The organism is Nonomuraea sp. NPDC004354 (assembly GCF_053602555.1).
In genome coordinates this window covers 391,403-411,522 of the sequence record NZ_JBSGDV010000004.1, presented here as the reverse complement: position 1 = coordinate 411,522, position 20,120 = coordinate 391,403, and the positions used below count along the sequence as shown (strand labels likewise).

Here is a 20,120-nt window from a genome sequence, read left to right as displayed (position 1 = left end):
GCGCGACCGTCTCGGGGACTTCCCCCAAGGTAGGGCTGGCACTACCGACGAGGGGCGGGCCAGCGGCAATGCCGTCGCTCACGAGGGGTTCTAGAGTCTTCTGCGCGACCGGTTTCGTCGGCGGTCTCACGGCAGGAACCAGTCCAGGCAGGGGTCCCCCAGGGACTCCGGGGACCCCGAGTCCGGCACGGCCGGACCACGCAGAACGGGACATCATGACGATGCGGAGAGCGGCGGTGATCGTGGGCCTTCTCGGGCTCGTGGCGGTGTCGACCGGGTGCGGCACCAGTGTCTCGCTGGATGAGGCCGCCGTCTCGTACGACGTCACCGACGAGGTGGCGGCGCTGCACGTCGAAGTCGACTCCGGGACCGTCGACGTGGTCCAGTCGAACCGTCGGGGCATCCGCGTGACGGAGCGGCTGAGCTGGTACAAGAACAAGCCGCAGACCCGTCACCGGACGCGGGGTGACACGCTGGAGCTGACGTTCACCTGTCCCAACACGTGGGGGTGGGGCGCCATGGGCACGTCCTGCGACGTGAGCTACGAGGTGGAGGTGCCCAGGGGACTCCGTGTCAAGGTGGTTTCCGACTCGGGGAAGCTGACGCTGAAGAACCTGTCGGGTGACGTGGAAGCCGTCACCGACTCCGGGGCGATCGAGGCCACCGGGCTGACGGACGGGCGGGTGGTCACGAGAACCGATTCGGGCGATACGGAACTGGCCTTCGCCGGGCGGCCCGCTCGGGTCACGACCACCGCGGATTCCGGCCAGACCGTGATTCACGTGCCGCAGGGGCCGTACAACATCGTGGCCACGACGGACTCCGGCGACAAGGACATCAAGGTCGCCGGCGTTCCCTCGGCCGAGCGCACGATCGAGCTGTCCAGCGGCTCCGGGGACCTGGCCGTGGAGCAGCGACCAGCCGGCCAGTGACGTGAGGGACGCGATCAGGCATCGTCGCCCGTGAGCCGGGCCGTCCTGGCCTCGAAGGCGTGGACCACCGCGGCCATGTCCGCCGCGCCGTGTCCCAGCGCCTGGGTCTCGCCGAACAGGGCAAGGCAGACGTCCAGCAGCGGCGAGGCGGTCCGGGAGTCGCGTGCCGCATCCACGATGAGCCGGTTGTTGTTGAGGACGTCCGCGATCGCCGCCTGCGGGCTGAAGTCACGCTCGACCAGCTTCGCCGCCTTGATCCTGGAGACGGCGCTGGCCATGGGCCCGGAGTCGAGCACGTGACGGAACACGTCCATGTCCAGGCCGTTCCTGGCGGCGAAGTGCGTGGCCTCCACCAGGCCGCCGACCATTGTGAGGAGGAACAGGTTGACCGCGAGCTTCATCAGCAACGCCGAGGGGACGGCGCCGCACACCACTGTCTCCCGGCACATCGGACCGAGCAGCAGCCGTACCTCCCGCACCGCCGCGGGCTCCCCGGCGAGCATGCCCACGAGCTGCCCGGCCTCGGCCGGCACCCGCGACCCTGAGACGGGCGCCTCGACGTAGGCGCCGCCCGCGGCGCGCACGTCCTGCTCCAGCGCCGCCGAATAGGCCGGCGCGGTCGTCCCCATGGGCACGACGACGTGCCCGGCGACCTTCGCCGCGAAGCCGGGCGTGCCGCGCTCCAGCACGGCGTCGAGCGCGTCCTCGTTCGCCAGCATCAGGATGACCACGCGTGCCCGGCCGAACACCTCGTCGGGGCTGGCCGCCTGCCGCGCGCCGGCCGCGCGCGCCGAGTCGCACCTGGCCGAGGAACGGCTCCACACCACCAAAGGCGTGCCCGCCCGGGCCAGGTTGACCGCCATCGGCTCGCCCATCAGTCCCAGGCCGAGGAAACCTACGTCCATACGCACGTTGTACCGCCAGGCGGCGGCCCTCGTCTTGAACGGTCGTGCGCCCTCGCGCGCTCAGGTGGTGCCGCAGTAGCGGGCGCCTCTGGCGGCGGCGGCCAGGGCGGCGGCTCGGGCCGCCTCGGTGGGGGTGAAGGGCAGGCCGGGCCGCTTGAGCAGCAGGGCCCGTCCGGGGTGTACGGAGATCACCATCGTGCTGGTCAGCTCGCCGTCGTCGGCGAGGGTCTCGCCCGGCCGGCGCCACTCGACCCGCGTGGCCCTGAGCAGCTCCGCCATGGCCTGCGGGAGCCGTCCGGGGTCGTCGTGCACCCGCTGCGCCATTGTCAGTGCCTGGATGCCGGGGTCGATCAGGTCCTTGACCTGGGCGGGCACGACCAGCACGTCGAGGCCGCCGGCTTCCGACAGCGCGGCGTGCAGGACGCCGGGCGTCAGGTGGGTGGGCGCCTCGACGACGAACTCGTCGAGCGCGTCGCCGCCGGACGGCGTGATCGCGGTGCTGGCGGTGGGGGCGATGTGCAGCGCCAGGATGTTGCAGCCCAGCCGGCCGAACGCGCCCGCCACCTCGCCCAGGCGGCCGGGACGCTCGACCACGCGCATCCGGATCCGCCACAGCGTCATCGTGCCGCCGTCGTCGGCGGGAGGCGGCAGGGCGGGCGCGGACCGCCGCCGCGCGGTCGCCGGCCGTCCGGTCTTCAGGCGCCGGTGCACGGCCGAGCCGGCGATCAGGGCGCCGCCGAGGCCCACCAGCACCACCGGTCCAGGATCGGTGTGCCCGAGGAGGGTGGCCAGCAGGTGGGCCATGCCCACCGCCACGAACAGCGCGGCCACCTCAAGGATCTCCCGCCACCAGGAGCGCGCGTGGTGCCGGCGGTCGGGTCCGGAGTTCGGATGGGTCGCCTTCGGTGCATCGCTCATGCCGGCCAGTCTCACCGCGCTGTGTTACGCCGCCGTGACCTGCGCGATTGCGCGGGATTAAGCCGTTCGCACCGGCCCGGCGCCACATGTCGGGCCGCCGCGCTACTTCGCGGTGAAGTCGGCGGCCCAGAACAGCCGTCCGGTGTCCGGGTCGCGCGCCAGCGCCCCGCGGCACTTGGCGTAGCTCGCGGGCAGGTCCTCGACGCTCCAGCTGCGGCCGTCGTAACGCAGGAGGACCGCGGACACCGTGGAGATGCGCGGCTGGACCCTGGTGTGTTCCGTGGCGACCATCCACAGCTTCCCGCGCCCGCCGCCGGTGATCATGCAGGCGCTTCCGGTCGGGGGAGGCGGCAGCACCGTCCAGCGCGTGCCGTCCCACCGCATGACCCGCGCGATGGAGGCGACCGTCGCCCACACCTCGTCGCGCGACACCGCCCTGATGGCGACGTCCCCGCCCCGGGTCGGAGCGACCGGGGTGGGGGTCGGACGCCAGCGGCGACCGTCCCAGTGCGCGATGGCGAGCGTGCCGTCCTTCTCGCCCACCGCCCACACGTCGTCCGGCGACAGCGCCTCGAGCCGGCTGATCGTCATGCCGCCGGGGGTGGGCACCTGCGACCAGCCGGAAGCCGTCCGCCTGGCCAGGTAGGGGTACGAGGGCCCCTCGTCGTCGACGTAGGCCTTCCCCGCCACCCACGCCTCGCGCGGGCCGGTCACGACCGCGCTGCCCAGCCCGAGCGAGAACCCCTTCGGGACGGCGGGGTCGGTGATGCGTGGCGCGCCCAGGTCGGTCCAGGTGTGGCCGTCCCACCGGTGAACGCCGGGGCGGTAGCTCTCGATCACCCAGACGTTGTCGCTCGACGAGGCGGCGATCAGATCGGGGGACCGCATGCCCGCCGGAGGCTTGACGGGGCGCCAGCCGCTGCCGTTCCAGTGCAGGACGACGGCCCTGGTCTCCTCGTGCCATCGCCGGGTGTCGCTCGGTGTACTGGCGCCCACCGCCCACACGTCGCGCGGGGTGATCACCGCCACGTCGGCCAACGACCCCGACATGCGGCTCTTGACGTCCTTCTCGGACATGCCCATGGCGCGCGCGCTGAGCGCGTCCCATCGGAGGTCGAGATAGGTGACGGAGGAGGTGACGCTCCTGGCCGGGGTGGGACGGGGTGGGCGCTCCCTGGCGGTGTCGACCGGGGTGGAGCAGGCCACCGCGGTCACGGCCACGGTCACGAGAGCGAATGCGCGTCCCATCACACCATGATCGTAGGCCTGGGTGCTTTCCGGTCGGCGGGCCTGGTCAGTCGAGCACCTTGATCTTCTTCATGGTCGGCTGGGAGATCACCCTGGCCACGCCGGGAATGCCGATGATCTTTCCGGTCTGGAACGCCTCGTAGGCCGCGTAGTCGGCGACCAGGACGCGCAGGTGATAGTCCGGTGTGGCGAACAGCCGGCGGAACTCGACGACCTCGTCGTAGGCGGCGATGGTCCTCTCCAGCTCCTCCAGGGTCTTGAGGTCGCTCACACCGACCTCGATGGAGACGATGACCTCGAGGCCGCCACCGAGGAGCTCGTGGTTGACGGTCGCCCGGTAGCCGCTGATGACGCCCGCCTCCTCCAGGCGTTTGACGCGACGCAGGCAGGGGGGCGGCGTGAGCCCCACGCGCCGGGCGAGCTCGACGTTGGTCAACCGGCCGTCCTGCTGGAGCTGAAACAATATTTCTCGATCGATCGCGTCGAGGGTCACTTCATTGCTCATCTGGTGATCATATCGTCATAATCGACAACCATATGAGGCCGCTATCCACCTAGAATTTCCCGTGACCGAGGGAAAGGTGGGGACCATGACGATCGAGGTCTGGCTGGAGCGCCGAGCCGAGGACATGGCCAGCCTCCTCGGCCGCCTGGTGGCCGTCGACTCCGAGAACCCGCCCGGACGCGCCCTGCGCCGCTGCGCGGAGGTCCTGCGCGAGGAGATGGACCGCCTCGGCCTGGCACCGGAGGTCATCCCGGTCGCCGACCCGGCCGGCGGGTCGGCGGACCCGTGCGTCGTGCGCGGCACCGCCGGCGACGGTGACAGGCTCGTCTACTTCCACGGCCACTTCGACGTGGTGCCGGCCCAGGACCGGGCGCAGTTCACGCCCGTACGCCGCGACGGCAGGATCATCGGGCGCGGCACGGCCGACATGAAGGGCGGCATCGTCAGCATGCTCTACGGCGCCGCGGCCGCCAAGGATCTCGGCCTGCTCGGCGCCGGCCGGATCGTGCTGCACCTGGTGTGCGACGAGGAGACCGGCAGCGTCGCCGGAGCCGGCCACCTGCGCGCGGCGGGGCTGATCGACCCGGCCGCGCTGGCCATGCTCACCGCCGAGCCCAGCGGCGGCGGCATCTGGAACGCCGCCCGCGGCGCCGTCTCCGTCCGCGTCGACATCCAGGGCCGCGAGGCCCACGTCGGACAGGCCCACCGCGGCGTGAACGCCTTCCAGCACATGCTGCACATCGCCCGCCCCGTCGAGCGCTACGCCGCCGAGCTGGCCGAACGGCACACCGGCTTTCCGCTGAACCCCGCCGACGCTCCCGGCAGCATGCTCGTCGTCGGCGGCTCGTCCGGCAGCGGCGCGAACTTCAACGTCGTCCCCGGCGCGGCCTACTTCACCGTCGACGGCCGCTACAACCCCGAAGAGGACCTGGAGGCCGAGCTCAGGCGGCTGACCGCCCTCATCGAGGACGCCGCGCAAGAGGTCGGCGCCACCGTGTCGGTCCGCACGACCCAGCTGCAGCCCTCCGCCGGCACCGGCCAGGATCATCCCGCGGCCGCCACGCTGGCCCGCGTCGTCGGCGACGTCGAGGGTGCCCCGGCCCGGTTCGAGCTGTGCGCGGGCATTTTGGAGACCCGCTGGTACGCCCAGCTCGGCATCCCCGCCTTCGGCTACGGCCCGGGCCGCCTGGACGTCTCCCACGGTCCGGACGAGTACGTCGAGGAGGCCGCCATGCGCCGCTGCGCCGCCGTGTACGCCCGCTACGCGAGCGCCATGCTGGCATGACGGCCCCGGGGCCGACCTGCTGGAACTACCGGGAGGCCCTGGCGCGGCCCAGCAGGTAGCCCGCGGCGACCATGCCGACGCCCAGGAGCAGGTGTAGCCAGTTGTCGGCGGTGTTGAGCGGCACGAAGTTGGCCGGGCTTGTCTGGTCGACTGCCATGCCGTAGATCCACAGCAGCAGGTAGACCGCGCCGCCGCCGATCAGGTACGCGCGGGCGCCGGTCCACGTGCGGGCCAGCACGACGCCGGCGACCCCGAACAGCAGGTGGACGACGTTGTGCAGGACGGACACCTGGAACAGGCCCAGGAGCATGGCCTCGGAGTGGTGGCCGGCGACGGCCAGGCCGCCGTAGCCCGCGGTGATGCCCGGCACGAAGCCGAGTGCGCCGACCAGCAGGAACGCCACGCCGACGATGAGCGCGGCCAGTTGCACGGGTGTGCGTGCCGTCCTGGTGTGTGAGGTGGTCATGTGAGTCGTCTCCGTTCGCGTGTTCGCCGGGCCGGCGGGGGCCGTCGAGGTCCTCCGCCGGCGCCCTTCACGCAGGCATTCGGAGCGGTGCCGCGCATGGATGCCTGGTGGCCGCGTCGGTGCGCCGTCGGGTGCCGGTCAGGCGTCGGGGCGGCTGGCGATGATCGTGCGGATGAGGTCGGCGAGCTGCTCCCGCTGCTCCGCCGACAGGGGGGCGAACCATTCGCGCTCGCGCCGGTTCTGTTCCTCGAAGGCGCCGCTCACCGCCTGCCGTCCCGCCTCCGTGAGCGCCACCAGCACCGCCCGGCGGTCATCCGGTACGGCCTGCCGCTCGACCAGCCCCGCCGCCTCGAGGGTGTTGACGGCGTTGGAGACCGCCGAGCGCGTCATGGCCGAGAAGTCGGCCAGGTCGCTCACCCTGGACGGCCCCAGCAGCCAGAGCTTGAACATGAGCCGGAAGCCGGGCAGCGTCCACCCCTGGGGCCGGTGGATGCGCGATTCGAGGTCGGCCACGAGCACGTACGACAGGTGCAGCAGGTTGTAGGCGAGCCCGAAGGTCGAGGTGTCGACCTCGACGGGCAGTTTGGCGACGAGTTCGCGCGCGTGACGTTCGTACCAGACGTCCAGCCGTTCCATCCGGCGATCCTCCCACCCTCTTGCCCGCACCGATGATTATGCCCAAAATAGTTTTGGCCAAATCAATTTCCGGGAGTAGCTGATGCGCATCCTCATCATCGGCGGGGGCATCGGTGGCCTCGCGGCAGCGCTGAGCCTGCGCGCCGCCGGGTTCACCGAGATCACCGTGGCCGAGTCCGTGGCCGAGCTCCGTCCCCTGGGGGTCGGGATCAACCTGCTCCCGCATGCCGTACGGGAGCTGACCGAGCTGGGGCTCGCGCCGCAGCTCGAGCAGCGGGCCAGAGCCACCGCCGAGCTCGCCTACCACAACCGCTTCGGCTCCCTGATCTGGAGCGAGCCGCGCGGGCCGGCCGCCGGATACCGCTGGCCGCAGTACTCGATCCATCGCGGCGAGCTGCAGATGCTGCTGCTGCGCGAGGTCGAGGCGAGCGGCGTGCCGGTGCTCACCGGGCGCGAGCTGACCGGCTTCGGCGAGGCGGAGGCGCGGTTCGCCGACGGCTCGACGCTGGGGTTCGACCTGCTCGTCGGGGCCGACGGCATCCGCTCGACCGTGCGGGCGCGGCTGTATCCGGACGAGGGTCCGCCGCCGTGGAACGGGCTCGTGCTGTGGCGCGGCACCACCCACGCCCCGCCGTTCCTCACCGGCCGATCGATGATCATGGCGGGCGACGGGGAGCGGAAGTTCGTCGCCTACCCCATCAAGGACGGCGACCCGCAGCTGATCAACTGGATCGCCGAGCGGCCCGTCGCAGGACAGGCGACCGACCGGGGCGACTGGAACAGGCGGGTACCGGCGGAAGAGGTCCTGTCGCACTTCACCGAGTGGCGCTTCGACTGGCTGGACGTCCCCGGGCTGATCGCCGGCGCCGAGGCGATCTACGAGTATCCGATGGTCGACCGCGACCCGCTGCCGCGCTGGACCCACGGCAGGGTCACCCTCCTCGGCGACGCCGCCCACGCCATGTACCCGATCGGGTCGAACGGAGCCTCCCAGGCCATCCTCGACGCCCGGGTGCTGGCCTTCCACCTGGCCGGGACCGGCGACATCGACCAGGCTCTGGCCGCCTACGAGCGGGACCGGCGCCCGCCGACCACCGCGCTCTGCCTGGCCAACCGCGAGATGGGCCCCGAGGTCGTCATGAAGCTCGCCCACGAGCGGGCCCCCGGCGGCTTCGCCGACATCGAGCAGGTCATCCCGCGGGCCGAGCTCGCCGCGATCGCCGCCGGCTACAAGCGCAAGGCCGGTTTCGACCCCGAACTCCTCAACCAGCGCGCCTCCTACACATGTTCGACGAACCGGTAAGGCCGGGCCTGGAGCCGCTGGCCCGGTTCCGGGTCGAGCTGGCGGCGGTCAAGGACCTGGGCGAGACGCCGTGGGGGCACCGGCGGGTGATCGACGTGCTGGGCGGGTCGTTCGACGGACCCAGGATGGCCGGAACCGTCCTGCCCGGCGGAGCGGACTGGCAGGTGGTGCACGGCGACGGCAGCGCCACCATCGACGCCCGCTACACCCTGCGTACCCACGACGGCGCGCTGATCTGCATCCTCACCTCGGGCGTACGGCACGGCCCGCCCGAGGTGATCGCCGCGCTCGGCCGCGGAGAGCCCGTCGACCCGGCCGACTACTACTTCCGGCTCGCGGTCAGGTTCGAGACGGCCGCGCCCGGATACCTCTGGCTCAACCACACCCTCGCCGTCGCGTCCGGGCTGCGGGCGGCCACGGCCGTCCACTACGACGCCTACGCGCTGCGCTGACAGGAGGCGCCGTTGACACCATCAGCGGGCCGCGACGCGCGGCAGCGCGTCGCGGCCCGCTTCCACTCCCGGTGGAGCCCGCAGGACGGCGGTCAGCCGCGGATCTGCTCCGCCGGCCTGCCGAGCAGCACCGTCCGGGCGGGCACGAGGCTCGCCGCGAAGGCCAGCCCCAGCGTCGCCGCCGCCATCGCCGCGTAGGCCAGCGGCGGCACGTACGGCCATGGCGAGCCCGTCACGCCGTAGCTGAGCGCCATCAGCGTCGGGGCGGCGACCGCCGTACCGACCGTCACCGCGATGCCGCCGACCAGCAGCGCCTCCCAGCGGACCATGCTGAGCACCTGCCGCCGGGTGCCGCCGACCAGGCGAAGCAGCGCGAACTCCCGCACCCGCGATCCGGTGGCCATCACCAGCGTGTTGACCACCGAGATCGCGATGAACACGATGATCATCCCGAGGACCAGGAGGTTGGCCATGTCGCTCAGCTCCTGCGCCGCGTCCCGCGCGGTGGCGACCTCCGCCCTGTCGAGGACCGTCAGACCGGGTGCCAGTCCGGTGAGCCGGTCCTTCTCTCCGCCCACGACGTACAGCCGGCCGGTCATGCCCGACGCCGAGTGGTCACGCACCACGCTGTACGGCAGGGCCACGTCGCCGAAGCCCAGGCCCCGCTCGTAGACGGCCACCACCGTCCGCGTGACCGGCGTGCCGTCCCCGAGGCGCAGCCGTACCTTCTCGCCGACCGACGCGCCCAGGGTGCCGGCGCTGAGCGTGCTCAGCGCGACCCCGCCGTCGTCCAGCCGGTCCAGCGAGCCGGCTCGCACGCCCAGGTCGATCCCGTGCGCCGGCACGGTCAGCCCGATGGCGCCGTACGAGGTCAGCATGGGGTCACCCAGCTGCTCGTGGTGGGCGATCACCTGCGTCTCGATCACCTCCGTCACGCCCTTCACCCCCGGCAGCGCCCGCGCCGCGCGCGCCGCCTGCGCGGGCAGCCCCGGTCCCGCCGACTCCAGCACGTAGTCCGCGCGGTTGCCCTCCGCGGCCTGCCGGGTGGCGGCGTGGCCGAGCGTCGACTGGGTGAAGAGGATGGTCGCGGCGAACGCCATCAGCAGGATGAGGGGGCTCACGACGGACGCCAGCCGCTTGGCCCCGACCCGGGTGTTCGCCACGGCCAGGTAGCCGCCCACCCGGGAGGCCCGGCCGAGCGCGCCGCCGACGAGCCCGGCGGCCAGCCGGACGAGCCACGGCCCCAGCAGCGCGGCGGCGGTGACGAGGAACAGCACGATCCCGCCCGCGCTCGCGGCCGCCGTCTCGCCGGTCATGGACATCGCCAGGCCGGTGACGCCCGACCCCAGGGCGAGGAAGGCAAGACCGCTGATCATCCGGCCGCGGCCCAGCGCGCGGTGTTCCACCGCGGCCTCGCCCAGCGCCTCGGTGGGGCGGATCCGCGTCGCCCGCCGGACGGCGGCGCGGGCCGCCAGCCACGCGGTGGCCAGCCCGGCCACGACGGCGGCCAGCATCGGCAGCGGGCCGACGGCGAGCGTGAACGTGTCCGGCAGCAGCCCCACCGAGACGAACCGGCCGAACATCCAGTCGCCCACGGCGACCCCCAGCGGGAGGCCGAGCGCCGCCGCCACCGTCCCGACCAGCAGGGCCTCGCGGCCGAGCATCATGCGGACCTGCCGGGGCGTCGCCCCGATCGCCCGCAGCAGCGCGATCTCCCGCTGGCGCTGCCGTACGGTCAGCGCGAACGTCCCGGACACCACGAAGACCGCCACCATGACGGCGATCCCGGCGAGGCTGCCGCTGAGCCCGACGAGCATCTCCCTGCCCGTCAGGGCCCGGATGTCGTCGGCGAGCCCCCTTTCGGCGCCCGCGTGGGCGACCACGCCGGCGCCGCCCAGCGCGGCGTCGATCCGCTCCTTCAGCTGCTCGGGGTCGCCCTGCCCGGTCACGCCGAAGGCCGACACCCGCCCGGGGCGGCCGAACAGCTCGGCGGCCCGCTCGGCGGTGAAGAACACCGACGACTGCCGGGCCAGCCCCGGACCGGCGATCCCGGCCACCGTGTACTCCCTGACGCCGTCCCTGCCCAGGACGCGTGCGGTCCCGCCGACCTCCAGCCGTGCCCGCCCGGCCAGCGCGGCGTCCAGGACGATCTCGCCGGGCGCGGCGGGCGCCCGGCCCGCGCGCAGGGTGTACGGCGCGAGCACCGCGGACTCCCAGGCGTGCCCGAGGGTGCGCCCTCCGGCGCCCCCGACCAGCCGGCCGTCCCGGCCCACCAGCCCCACCGGGAAGGTGAGCTCGGGTACGACCCGCGTCACGCCCTCCACCTTACGGATCTTCCCGGCCAGCGCGGCCGGGACCGCCACGGGCTCCGGCAGCGGCTCGCTCATCTCGGCCGACGTGTCCCCGCCGGCCTTGATACCGACGGAGACCCACTGGTCGCCGGCCACCACGACCGGGGCCGCGGCGTACCGTTCCGGGGGCGTGTTCGCGCGCAGGCCGGTCTCCATGAGCAGCCCGCACGAGGTGATCACGGCCGTGGCGAACAGCAGCGCGAGGAACGAGCCGGCGAGCGAGGACATCCGGCCGCGCAGCGTGGCGAAGGCGAGTCTCAGCATCGCGCGGCCTCCGCCGGCCTGCCGTACCCGCCGAGGCCGGCCAGGCGCCGCCCGATCGCGTCCGCGGAGGCGGACCACACCTCGTCCACCAGCGTGCCCCCGGCCAGGAACAGCACCCGGTCGGCGTAGGCCGCGGCCACCGGGTCGTGGGTCACCATCACCACGGTCTGGCCCGTCGCGTCCACGACCTGGCGCAGCAGGCCGAGCACCTCGGCGGCGGTGCGGGTGTCGAGCGCGCCGGTCGGCTCGTCGGCGAAGACCACCTCGGGCCTGGTCACCAGCGCCCGTGCGAGCGCGACCCGCTGCTGCTGGCCACCGGACAGCTGCGACGGCCGGTGTCCCGTACGGTCCCCGAGACCCACCCGCGCGATCACCTCGGCCAGCCAGGCGCGGTCCGGCCTGGCGCCCGCCAGCCGGAGCGGCAGGGTGACGTTCTCCGTCACGCTGAGCGCCGGGATCAGGTTGAAGGCCTGGAAGACGAAGCCCGCCTTCTGCCTGCGCAGCTCGGTCAGCTGGGTCTCGTTCATCCCCGACAGCTCCACCTCGCCGAGGTGGACCGTTCCCGACGTGGGCGTGTCGAGGCCCGCCGCGCAGTGCAGGAAGGTGCTCTTGCCCGAGCCGGAGGGCCCCATCACGGCGGTGAACCCGCCGCGCGGCAGGTCGACCGTGACCCCGCGCAGCGCGTGCACCGCCTGTGTCCCGTGCCCGTACGTCTTCGTCACCGTGTTCAGGCGCACCGCGTGCGTCGTCACTCCGGCCCCCGTTCTGATCTGTGTGCCTCTTTGACCGCCACCTAACGTAGTGATCCGGTCATTTCGGACACCAGCTGGTGGTCTACCGTCTCGGAGGTAGTGCTGGCCCTACCAGGGGCGAGGCGCGGGCCTCCCGCGCGCCGCGTCCCGCCGGTCGGCCGCGGGGTGGTCGCCGGCGGGGCTTCGCCGAGGTCAGAGCCGGTCGAGCGCCGCCCGGACGCCTGGAACGGTCGCCGCGCGGAAGGCGGCGTCCAGCTCGGCGGGCGTGGCGGAGATCTCGCCGTCCACCCACGCCCGAACCAGCCCCAGGAACGCGCCGACGACGCAGATCACCATCAGGTCGAGGGAAGGCGCCGGCCCGCCCGCCCTGGCGACGAGCTCGTCCCTGACGACGGCGGCCAGCAGGCGCTCCCCGTGCGCCTCCGCCGGGCCGCCGCTGCGCCGTCCCAGCAGCGCCCGCACCAGCGAGCGCTGCTCCCGCACGTGCTCGAACATCGGCAGGCTGAACGCGAACAGCTCCCCCTCGCGGACGGCGTGGTCAGGGTGCAGGAAGCCGAGCTCCTCGATGTTGCTGACCAGCACGTCCTGCTTGTCGGCGAAATGCGAGTAGAAGGTCGACCTGCCGACGTCGGCACGGTTGATGATGTCGGTGACCGTCACGGCGCTGTAGCCCTTCTCCAGGATGAGCGCCACGAGAGCGTCCTGGACGGCCCGCCGGGTGCGCCGTACGCGCCGGTCTCCGGACACTTTCCCGTTCCTGTTCAGGACCGCACACCTCGCCCGATCTGATCGTTGACCCTCTCACCATAGTGAACGCATGATTTGTTAACGAACAGAGTGTTCAGTATCAAGGGGGTAAGCCATGGGGCTGGGGAAGCTGCTGCACAACCACGCCGAGCACGCCGACGCGGGCGGCACCATCGACCATCCGCGCGCCTACGAGCTGTTCGCGACGATCGGTTTCGCCGGGGGCCGCAGGGCCGCGTTCACCCGCGTCGCGGCCCTGGCCAGGCCGAGGGCGGGCGACCGGGTCCTCGACGTCGGCTGCGGCACCGGCTACCTGAGCCGGGTCATCTCCCCGGTCGTCACCCCTGCTGGACAGGTCACCGGCATCGACCTCGCACCCGAGATGATCGACTACGCCCGCGGCCGCGCGCCGGGCAACTGCGCCTACGTGGTGGGAGCCGCTCAGGACCTGCCGTTCCCCGACGGCTCCTTCGACACGGTGGTCTCCAGCCTGGCCGTCCACCACATCCCGGCCGACGACCGCCCCGCGGCGCTGCGCCAGATGTTCCGCGTGCTGAGGCCGGGAGGACGGCTGGTCATCGCCGAGTTCCGGCCGCCCGCCAACCACCTCGCCAGGCGGGTCGTGGGCATGCTGTCCGGGCCCGCCATGCGGCACGATCCCCGCGACCTGCTCGGCAAGCTCGTTCCCGACGCGGGCTTCGACGTGGAGTCGGAAGGCGCGCTGCCGTCCCTGCTGTACTACGTGCGCGCCCACCGGCCGGCGAGTTCCCTGTAGGGCTCGTCCCCGCGACTCCTCCTGGTCAGCCGGTCGGGGGCCGGAAGATCGGGGAGAAGGTCAGGCCGCCGTCCTTCGACTCCAGGACGGTGTTGTCCTCGGTGGCGGCCAGCAGCCGCCGCGCGTCGACGGCCGTGAACGCGCTGACGGCGCCCGGCAGCGCGCCGCCGGCCGTCCATGTCCTGCCGCCGTCACGGCTGGTGTGGACGCGGCCGTCGGTGCCCGGCCCGACGAGGGTGTTCTCGGCGGGGGCGGCGATGTGGCTGAGCAGCGGCGCGTTCGACACCTTCGCGAAGGCCGCGCCGTCGTTCTCGCTGACCTTCAGCCCCTCGGGCGTGGTCGCGTAGACCTTGCCGCGGTCCACGGCGAGGTCGATCAGGGGTTCCTCGGCTCCGGGCGTCCAGCTCTGGCCGCCGTCGGCGCTGCGGCGCAGCTGCCCGGACTGGGAGTCGAAGCCGTACAGGGTGTCGCCGGACTGCTCCAGCGCGTGGAAGTCCGCGGTGCCCTCCTCCGAGACCGTCACCCAGGTCCGGCCGCCGTCGGTGGTGCGGATGAGACCGAGGTGCGGCGAGGCGGCGGCCGCCTCCTCACCCGGGTGGCCGCTGGCCAGGAACGTCTTCGGTCCCACGACCGTGAACCCCATGTGGTCCTGGACTCGGCCGGCGACCCGCTCGACACTCCGGCCGTCCTTCACGCGGAACAGCCCGTAGTGGCCGGCGACGTAGACGGCGCCGTCGGCCGGATCGACGCCCAGGCCGTGGATGTGGCCGACACCCGGGTCCCTGCCCGGTGCCTGGCTGCCGGTGCCGCAGGCGGCGGTGGCCGCGACCAGCGCCGCGGCGACCGCCGCGGCGCGGATCCGGAGACGCGTTCCATGCATATGACGACCTCGCTGATGTCCCAGACGTACGGCCGCAGCCTACTACGCGTCATCGTAGGTCTAGCAGCCGAGAAGGATTTCGTGGCAGTGATGCGTGAGGAAGTCGCCGAACCCGGGAGCGAGAGCGACCGCCGCGGGCCCGGTGAGCAGCAGCGCCACCGCGAGCAGGCCGCCCAGCCGTTCCCTGGGCGTGAGCGGCGCCTGGTGGGTGAGCATGCGGCGCACGCGCGTCACCGCGGTGTCGCCTCCCGCGCCCAGCGCGAAGTCGGGCGCGCGCCCGGTGGCCAGCTGCACCAGCGCGGTGGCGATGAGAATGCGCGGATGGCGGCGGGCGGCCACGTCGTCGGCGAGCAGTTCCAGCAGCCTGGCCACCTCGCTCCTGGTGCGCTCGAACAAGGGAATGCGCGGGAAGGATCTGGCCAGCGCCTCCGCTCCCGCGAGCAGCAGGTGATGACGCCCGTGCAGGTGCGCCCGCTCGTGTGCCAGCACGGCCTCGGCCTGCCCCGGCGTGAGCGCCCGCAGGGCGGCCGTGGTGATGACGGCCTCGCCCGGCCTGCCGGGAAGGCAGTAGGCGAGCCGCTCGTCGTAGTCCAGCACGATGGCGCCGCGCCAGCGGTCGCGCTCGCCGAGCAGGCGCAGCATCGCCGCGTGGTGCTGCCGCTCGGTCCGTACGCGGACCTGGACGGCGGTGGCGCAGCAGGTGATCCGTACGGCGAGGGCGCCCGCGACGAGGAGCGCGATGCCGGTGGTCGTCGACGTCAGGCCCGGCTGCTGCCCGAACAGGGCGACGCAGAGGTCGAAGACCGCGGCGAAACTCTGGCCCACCATGGAGGCGGGGACCGCCAGCGCGAACGCGGCCAGCAGGACGGAGGCGACCACGGACGTGGTGGCGGCCAGCCACAGCGCGATCGCCAGACTGGGGGCGCGGTCGGCCCAGCGCGCGCGCCCCACCACCCGCGGCAGCAGGATGGCGGCGACGATCGCGTACACCGCCAGGACGGCCGTTGTCATTGCCGGTCCCTCGGCTGGAAGATCTGCAGCGCCGCCTCGAAGGCGTCGGCCTCCTCCGGCGTCAGCCGCTGCAGGAAGTACACCAGCGTGGCCGCCTGGTTGCCGCTCCGCGCCAGCGACTCACGCATGCGGTCTGCGGTGTAGGCCTCCTTGGAGGAGGTCGCGGCGTAGATGTAGGCCTTGCCGACGGGCTCCCGGGAGAGGAGCCCTTTGGTATGGAGTTTGTCCATCACGGTCATGACCGTCGTGTAGGCGATCTCCCGCTCCTGGCGCAGGTCCTCCAGCACCTGTCTGACCGACGCGGGCTTGCGGTAGGACCACATGCGCTCCATGATCGTGGACTCCAGGTCGCCCAGGCCGCGCATCATGCGTACCCCCTCCCACCTGCGGGTTTCCTCCGATTATGCCCGGTTGTCGCGGGGCGGCCCGGGCCAGGGTGGGCGGTGAGGCGGGTCCCCGGTGGCGACGGCCCGCTCGTGCCGTACCGGGTCCTGGAAACAGCCGGAAAGGCCGTTGCCCGGCCAGGCGGGACGGCCGTCGCCAAGGTAAAGAATTTCCTCGCGAACGCCTGTCGCGCAGGCGATTCCGTGAGGCGTTCGCGGCCCGGCCTTGCATCGCTCTATACGGTTCGCTTACGTTGGGGCGACGCCAGGCGGCAGGTTGCCGCCTGCATACCGATGAATTCGTGACCACCGGTCGGAGCCTCAGGCCCGACGTGGCGCGGCCGCCGAGTCCGCACTCTCGCGGAGCCGGGAACCCACATCTCTCCAGGGTGGCGCGTGCACCGACACAGCGCCGTAGGGCACTTCCATGCCCGAACCCGTCCCGGTGGGCGGCATGAAACAAGGAGTCAAACCCCAGTATGTCGAGGCCTGCCCTCTTTCACTTCCGTATGCCCGCGAACCTGTCCCGCATCGGTCTGGGCCTGACAGTCGCGGCAAGCGCGATCGCGGGCGCCGGTCCCGCCCTCGCCGGCCACACGAACGACGTGCGCCCCCAGGTCTCCCGTCCCGTCGCCGTCCCGGCGCCGGCGGCCGAGAAGCGGAACCCGGCGACGGCCGCGGCGGTGCTGAAGGTGGCCGAGTCGCAGCTCGGCGTGAAGGAGAACGCCTCCGGCGGCGGCACCCCCTTCCACCGCTGGTACATGTCGTCCCGGCGGGCGAGCGAGACCCTGAAGCGCGACGGGGGCAGCCTGCGCGCCTACACCAACGCGCCGTGGTGCGCCATGTTCGTGGCCTGGGTCGGCGAGAAGGCCGGCGCCAGGCCCACGGTCGGCTGGGACGCCTACACCGTCACCTGGGCCCAGTGGTTCAAGAACAACCGGCGTTGGGGAAGCGCCGCCAAGCCGGGCGCCGTCGTGTACTTCTCGTGGAGCGGCAGCAAGAGCGTCAGCGGCATCGACCACATGGGCCTGGTCAAGAAGGACAACGGGGACGGCACCATCACCACGATCGAAGGCAACACCGGCAACGGCAGGGTGGAGCAGCGGATCAGGGCCGCCTCGCAGGTCGTCGGCTACGGCTACCCCGCCTACCAGGCCTGAGAGCCGGCGGATCTACGAGCCCGTCTCGTCGGACAGGACATCGCGGGTCGATGGCTCGGTGGCGGCCGCCGGCGGTCCGTGCCGAGCGGGAACAGGGGGATGCCCAGCATCCACGGGGAAGATGCCGGGCATGCTCGAGTCGGGGCTCCCGCGCCTGTCGCACCCGATCGGTCCTTCTCAACTAACTATCATAGTAGGTTGTCAGGCTGTGCCTTGGCAAGCGGCCCGTCCCATGGCGCTCGTCGCTCCCTTGCGGGCGCGGCACGTCGACGTGCCCTTTCCTGGTGGGCAGAGCTACCGCGACGTGCTCGCCGCGACAGCCGACTTCCTGGACGACCTGCTCGCCCGCCGGGACGGGGGCCGGGTCCTCGTGATCGCGCACTCCGCCAACCGCTGGGCGCTGGAGTGTCTGCTGGGCGGCGCCGACCTGACGGCACTCGTCGAGGCGGCGCCTCGCTGGCAACCCGGGTGGGAGTTCATCCTCCCTTCCGACTGGCGCGGGCGCCCGTCACCTTCGAGCCGAACGAGACCCGCCGGCGGGGGCTGATCGTCATCCGCGTGGGTCGGCAGCCTGCCGCTCAGCGCCGGACCAGGGCGCGCGTGGCCACGTCGCGCATGTGTCACTGTCAGGAGCGACCCCCCGCTGGACGGCAGGGGTCACGAGCGACCCCTGCCGGACGGTTTTCCCGGCCCGTCAGGCCTTCCCGCTCTTCTGCAGCGCTTTGGTGAGCTCTTCCTTGGTCATGGACGAGCGGCCCGGAATCTTGGCCTCCTGGGCCCGGTGGTACAGCTCCTCCTTGCTCATCCCCGTGGATCCTCCTCCGCCGGCCCGGGTCCGCTTGCCCGACTTCCTGCCGTTCCCCACGGGTAGACCGTGCTGGATCTCCTGTGCCTTGCGCTCGCTGAAGGCCCGGCCGAGCTCCTCCAGCCGCCGGCGGGGAACCGCCTTCCTGAGCGCCGGCAGGATCTCGCTCTCCTCCTCCTGGACGTGGTGGTTGACCGCCTGGACGAGCTGGTCCAGGAGCGTGTCGAACTTCGGCGTGTCCGGGTCGACGTCCAGGAGGCTGAGCAGCATCCGCTCGGCCTCGTGGTGTTCCTCCGCGCCTTCGCGCACCTGGTCCTTCTCGCTGGGAACGGTCTTGGCGATCTCCGGGTAGATCAGTTCCTCCTCGCCCCTGGAGTGGGCGACGAACTTGGCGGCCAGTTCGGCCAGCAGCGCGGGGCGGTCCTCGGTGTCCTTCTTGAGCCGGTCGAAAAGCCGCTCCACGTCGCGGTGGTCCGCGGTGATCATGCTGATGGCGTCCGATGTCATGGCTACTCCCTTCCTGGCGCTCCCCGGTACCCGAACGCGAGGGCCGTACGCCAAGTTGGAGGACAACGGAACAGCTGTTGGTGTTACCTGGACGCGGGCCCGCCGCTCGTCACCGCCGTCTCCAGCCGAGGGGACGCTCGCGGGAAGGGGACCGAACGACGCGGGACGAGCGGTGTCGCGGCCGGTCGGGGCGGTCATGACAGCCGGCAGGTCACCTCCTGCGACCACGTGTTGGGCGGCTGCTCGGCGACCGCGTCGCGGCCCTGGTACTTCCACTGGCACACCGTGGTCGCGCTGATGCGCGCCCCGGCGCCGCCGAAGCACCACAGGTTGTCCCAGGTGCCGCCGGCCATGCTCTGGCCCTGCGCCGCGCAGTACGCGCTGGCGTCGTTGAAGGTGATCGAGCCTTGGGCGGGCGCGGGCGGGTCGCTGTGCGGCGGCGGGGGCGGGTCGTCGTCGCGCGGCGGCGTGGTCCCGATCGGCGCGGTCACGGGCTTGCGGGTCGGCTTCATGGTGCGTGTGGTGGTGGGCGCGTCGGAGGTCGTGGTGGTCTTGCGGGTCTGCCGGGGCGCCTCCTGCGGGGCGGCGCTCGCACGGGGCACCGCCTTGGCCGCCTGCGACCGCTTGGTCGCCTTCGGAGTGGGCGTGTCATCCAGGGTCGGCGTCTCGGGCGCGCTTGGAGAAGGCTCGACGGGCACCACGGAAGACGACGGCAGCGCCACGGCCGGTACGGTCGCCGCCTGGCTCGCCTGCCCGGCGTGGTTGCCGGAGGCGCTGGGCGCCAGGGCGAAGTAGGCGGCGGCCGCGGCGACGAGCACGCCCGCGCCCGCCGTACCGAGGACCAGGCCGCGCCGCGCCTTCCGAGCGGGTACGGCAGGACCGCCCGCGACGGCGGTGCCGGGAGCGGTCGGGGCGCCGGAGCCGACGCCGGGCACGTCGGGAACGGCGAAGCCGCCCGAGCGGGCGCCGCGGGCGGCATGCCAGGCGGGGGCGGGCAGCGCGCGCAGGCGTTCGATCACCTGGACGATGGTGGGCCGCCGGGCCGGGTCCTTGTCCAGGCACTCGCGCAGCAGTTCCCGCAGCGCGCCCTCCAGCCCGCCGAGGTCCGGCTCGCCCTGCAGGATGCCGTGCAGGATCCCGGGGATCGAGTCGCCGGCGAAGGCACGCTCCCCGGTGGCCGCGTAGACCATGGTCGCGCCCCAGGCGAACACGTCGGCCGCGGGCCCGACGTCGCCGCCGGCGATCTGCTCGGGCGCCATGTAGGCGGGGCTGCCGATGGGCCGGCTGCTGATGACCGACTGGCTGAGGTCCAGCGCCCGCGCGATGCCGAAGTCGATGACGACCGGCCCGTCGGGCCCGAGCAGCACGTTGCCGGGCTTGAAGTCGCGGTGCACCACCCCGGCCTCGTGGATGGCCGCCAGGGCGGTCGCCGTGTTGACCGCCAGCCGTTGCAGGGCGGCCGCTCCGCGCGGCCCGTTGTCCCGCACGGCGTTCTGCAGCGACGGCCCGTCGACGTACTCGCTGACGATGTACGGCCGGTCGCCGACGAACCCGAGGTCGAGCACCTGGGCCGTGCAGAAGGGCGCGACCCGCTTGGCCGTCTCCACCTCGCGCAGGAAGAGCTGTCGCTCCCGCGGGTCGGCCATCAGGTGCGGATGCAGGAGCTTGATCGCCGCGAGCCCGCCGTCGCCGTCCCGCCCCATGTAGACGGTGCCCTGCCCGCCCAGCCCGAGCCGCCCTTCCAGGCGGTAGGGCCCGACCACTCGTGGGTCCTCAGCTAAGAGGGCCACCGCTTCGGTCACGAAGTCTCCAGCCAGTGAAGTGGGTCAAGATCG

General features: G+C 72.7%; 21 protein-coding genes. 7 read left to right on the top strand and 14 right to left on the bottom strand.

The window, feature by feature from the left end; all coding sequences use genetic code 11:
- The first annotated feature begins 215 nt into the window (after positions 1–215).
- Entirely contained in the window at positions 216–932 is a 717-nt protein-coding gene (locus ACWENQ_RS16730) for a DUF4097 family beta strand repeat-containing protein (RefSeq protein ID WP_452414905.1), read from the top strand.
- A gap of 14 nt (positions 933–946) precedes the next feature.
- Here the strand turns inward: ACWENQ_RS16730 and ACWENQ_RS16725 are convergent, their stop codons facing one another.
- The 4 genes from ACWENQ_RS16725 to ACWENQ_RS16710 form a co-directional block, all read right to left on the bottom strand.
- Positions 947–1,837, bottom strand: a complete 891-nt coding sequence (locus tag ACWENQ_RS16725; protein WP_452414903.1) for an NAD(P)-dependent oxidoreductase — start codon at positions 1,835–1,837, stop codon at positions 947–949.
- Positions 1,838–1,897: 60 nt separating this feature from the next.
- Complete coding sequence (locus ACWENQ_RS16720; RefSeq protein ID WP_449918895.1) at positions 1,898–2,755, bottom strand: ACT domain-containing protein; 858 nt, start codon at positions 2,753–2,755, stop codon at positions 1,898–1,900.
- A gap of 102 nt (positions 2,756–2,857) precedes the next feature.
- Positions 2,858–4,003 (bottom strand): hypothetical protein, encoded by a 1,146-nt coding sequence (locus ACWENQ_RS16715; RefSeq protein WP_452414901.1) that lies wholly within the window; start codon positions 4,001–4,003, stop codon positions 2,858–2,860.
- 46 nt (positions 4,004–4,049) lie between these two features.
- Positions 4,050–4,508 (bottom strand): Lrp/AsnC family transcriptional regulator, encoded by a 459-nt coding sequence (locus tag ACWENQ_RS16710; protein ID WP_354908132.1) that lies wholly within the window; start codon positions 4,506–4,508, stop codon positions 4,050–4,052.
- Positions 4,509–4,593: 85 nt separating this feature from the next.
- Between ACWENQ_RS16710 and ACWENQ_RS16705 the strand changes: the two genes are divergently transcribed.
- Positions 4,594–5,793 carry a M20 family metallopeptidase gene (locus ACWENQ_RS16705; protein WP_452414900.1) on the top strand — a complete coding sequence of 400 codons (1,200 nt, stop codon included), beginning with the start codon at positions 4,594–4,596 and terminating at the stop codon, positions 5,791–5,793.
- A gap of 25 nt (positions 5,794–5,818) precedes the next feature.
- Here the strand turns inward: ACWENQ_RS16705 and ACWENQ_RS16700 are convergent, their stop codons facing one another.
- Together ACWENQ_RS16700 and ACWENQ_RS16695 are read right to left on the bottom strand one after the other, a co-directional pair.
- The gene (locus ACWENQ_RS16700; RefSeq protein ID WP_452414899.1) at positions 5,819–6,259 is read right to left on the bottom strand and encodes a DUF4383 domain-containing protein; all 441 of its coding nucleotides are present in this window, start codon (positions 6,257–6,259) and stop codon (positions 5,819–5,821) included.
- A 138-nt stretch (positions 6,260–6,397) separates the two neighbouring features.
- On the bottom strand, positions 6,398–6,895 hold the full coding sequence (locus ACWENQ_RS16695; protein ID WP_354908136.1) for a MarR family winged helix-turn-helix transcriptional regulator: 498 nt from the start codon (positions 6,893–6,895) through the stop codon (positions 6,398–6,400).
- 82 nt (positions 6,896–6,977) lie between these two features.
- Between ACWENQ_RS16695 and ACWENQ_RS16690 the strand changes: the two genes are divergently transcribed.
- Positions 6,978–8,198, top strand: coding sequence for a flavin-dependent oxidoreductase (locus tag ACWENQ_RS16690; RefSeq protein ID WP_449918900.1), 1,221 nt, complete (start codon positions 6,978–6,980; stop codon positions 8,196–8,198).
- Positions 8,180–8,650, top strand: a complete 471-nt coding sequence (locus tag ACWENQ_RS16685) for a DUF3237 domain-containing protein (RefSeq protein ID WP_452414897.1) — start codon at positions 8,180–8,182, stop codon at positions 8,648–8,650. Before ACWENQ_RS16690 ends, ACWENQ_RS16685 begins: the two co-directional genes overlap by 19 nt.
- Positions 8,651–8,742: 92 nt before the next feature.
- Here the strand turns inward: ACWENQ_RS16685 and ACWENQ_RS16680 are convergent, their stop codons facing one another.
- The 3 genes from ACWENQ_RS16680 to ACWENQ_RS16670 all read right to left on the bottom strand — a co-directional run bounded on the left by ACWENQ_RS16680 (position 8,743) and on the right by ACWENQ_RS16670 (position 12,764).
- Positions 8,743–11,265, bottom strand: coding sequence for an FtsX-like permease family protein (locus tag ACWENQ_RS16680; protein ID WP_452414895.1), 2,523 nt, complete (start codon positions 11,263–11,265; stop codon positions 8,743–8,745).
- Complete coding sequence (locus tag ACWENQ_RS16675; protein ID WP_449918906.1) at positions 11,259–12,017, bottom strand: ABC transporter ATP-binding protein; 759 nt, start codon at positions 12,015–12,017, stop codon at positions 11,259–11,261. The genes ACWENQ_RS16680 and ACWENQ_RS16675 overlap by 7 nt, the downstream gene beginning before the upstream one ends.
- Before the next feature lie 192 nt (positions 12,018–12,209).
- Complete coding sequence (locus ACWENQ_RS16670) at positions 12,210–12,764, bottom strand: TetR/AcrR family transcriptional regulator (protein ID WP_452414893.1); 555 nt, start codon at positions 12,762–12,764, stop codon at positions 12,210–12,212.
- A gap of 115 nt (positions 12,765–12,879) precedes the next feature.
- On the opposite strand from ACWENQ_RS16670, the gene ACWENQ_RS16665 reads away from it, so the two are divergent.
- The gene (locus ACWENQ_RS16665) at positions 12,880–13,539 is read left to right on the top strand and encodes a class I SAM-dependent methyltransferase (RefSeq protein ID WP_452414892.1); all 660 of its coding nucleotides are present in this window, start codon (positions 12,880–12,882) and stop codon (positions 13,537–13,539) included.
- A 25-nt stretch (positions 13,540–13,564) separates the two neighbouring features.
- Here the strand turns inward: ACWENQ_RS16665 and ACWENQ_RS16660 are convergent, their stop codons facing one another.
- The 3 genes from ACWENQ_RS16660 to ACWENQ_RS16650 are packed head-to-tail and all read right to left on the bottom strand — an operon-like array spanning position 13,565 to position 15,798.
- Positions 13,565–14,419, bottom strand: a complete 855-nt coding sequence (locus ACWENQ_RS16660) for a F510_1955 family glycosylhydrolase (RefSeq protein ID WP_452414891.1) — start codon at positions 14,417–14,419, stop codon at positions 13,565–13,567.
- A gap of 60 nt (positions 14,420–14,479) precedes the next feature.
- Positions 14,480–15,430, bottom strand: coding sequence for a M56 family metallopeptidase (locus ACWENQ_RS16655; protein WP_452414889.1), 951 nt, complete (start codon positions 15,428–15,430; stop codon positions 14,480–14,482).
- Positions 15,427–15,798 carry a BlaI/MecI/CopY family transcriptional regulator gene (locus tag ACWENQ_RS16650; protein ID WP_449918917.1) on the bottom strand — a complete coding sequence of 124 codons (372 nt, stop codon included), beginning with the start codon at positions 15,796–15,798 and terminating at the stop codon, positions 15,427–15,429. Before ACWENQ_RS16650 ends, ACWENQ_RS16655 begins: the two co-directional genes overlap by 4 nt.
- A gap of 524 nt (positions 15,799–16,322) precedes the next feature.
- Here ACWENQ_RS16650 and ACWENQ_RS16645 point away from each other — a divergent pair.
- A complete protein-coding gene (locus ACWENQ_RS16645; RefSeq protein WP_452414888.1) occupies positions 16,323–16,973 on the top strand; it encodes a CHAP domain-containing protein in 651 nt (216 codons plus the stop codon).
- A gap of 232 nt (positions 16,974–17,205) precedes the next feature.
- Positions 17,206–17,520, top strand: a complete 315-nt coding sequence (locus ACWENQ_RS16640) for a histidine phosphatase family protein (RefSeq protein WP_452414886.1) — start codon at positions 17,206–17,208, stop codon at positions 17,518–17,520.
- Between the two features lie 147 nt (positions 17,521–17,667).
- Here the strand turns inward: ACWENQ_RS16640 and ACWENQ_RS16635 are convergent, their stop codons facing one another.
- Positions 17,668–18,285, bottom strand: coding sequence for a hemerythrin domain-containing protein (locus tag ACWENQ_RS16635; protein ID WP_354908156.1), 618 nt, complete (start codon positions 18,283–18,285; stop codon positions 17,668–17,670).
- A gap of 194 nt (positions 18,286–18,479) precedes the next feature.
- A complete protein-coding gene (locus ACWENQ_RS16630) occupies positions 18,480–20,087 on the bottom strand; it encodes a protein kinase domain-containing protein (RefSeq protein ID WP_452414885.1) in 1,608 nt (535 codons plus the stop codon).
- Between the last annotated feature and the right edge of the window lie 33 nt (positions 20,088–20,120).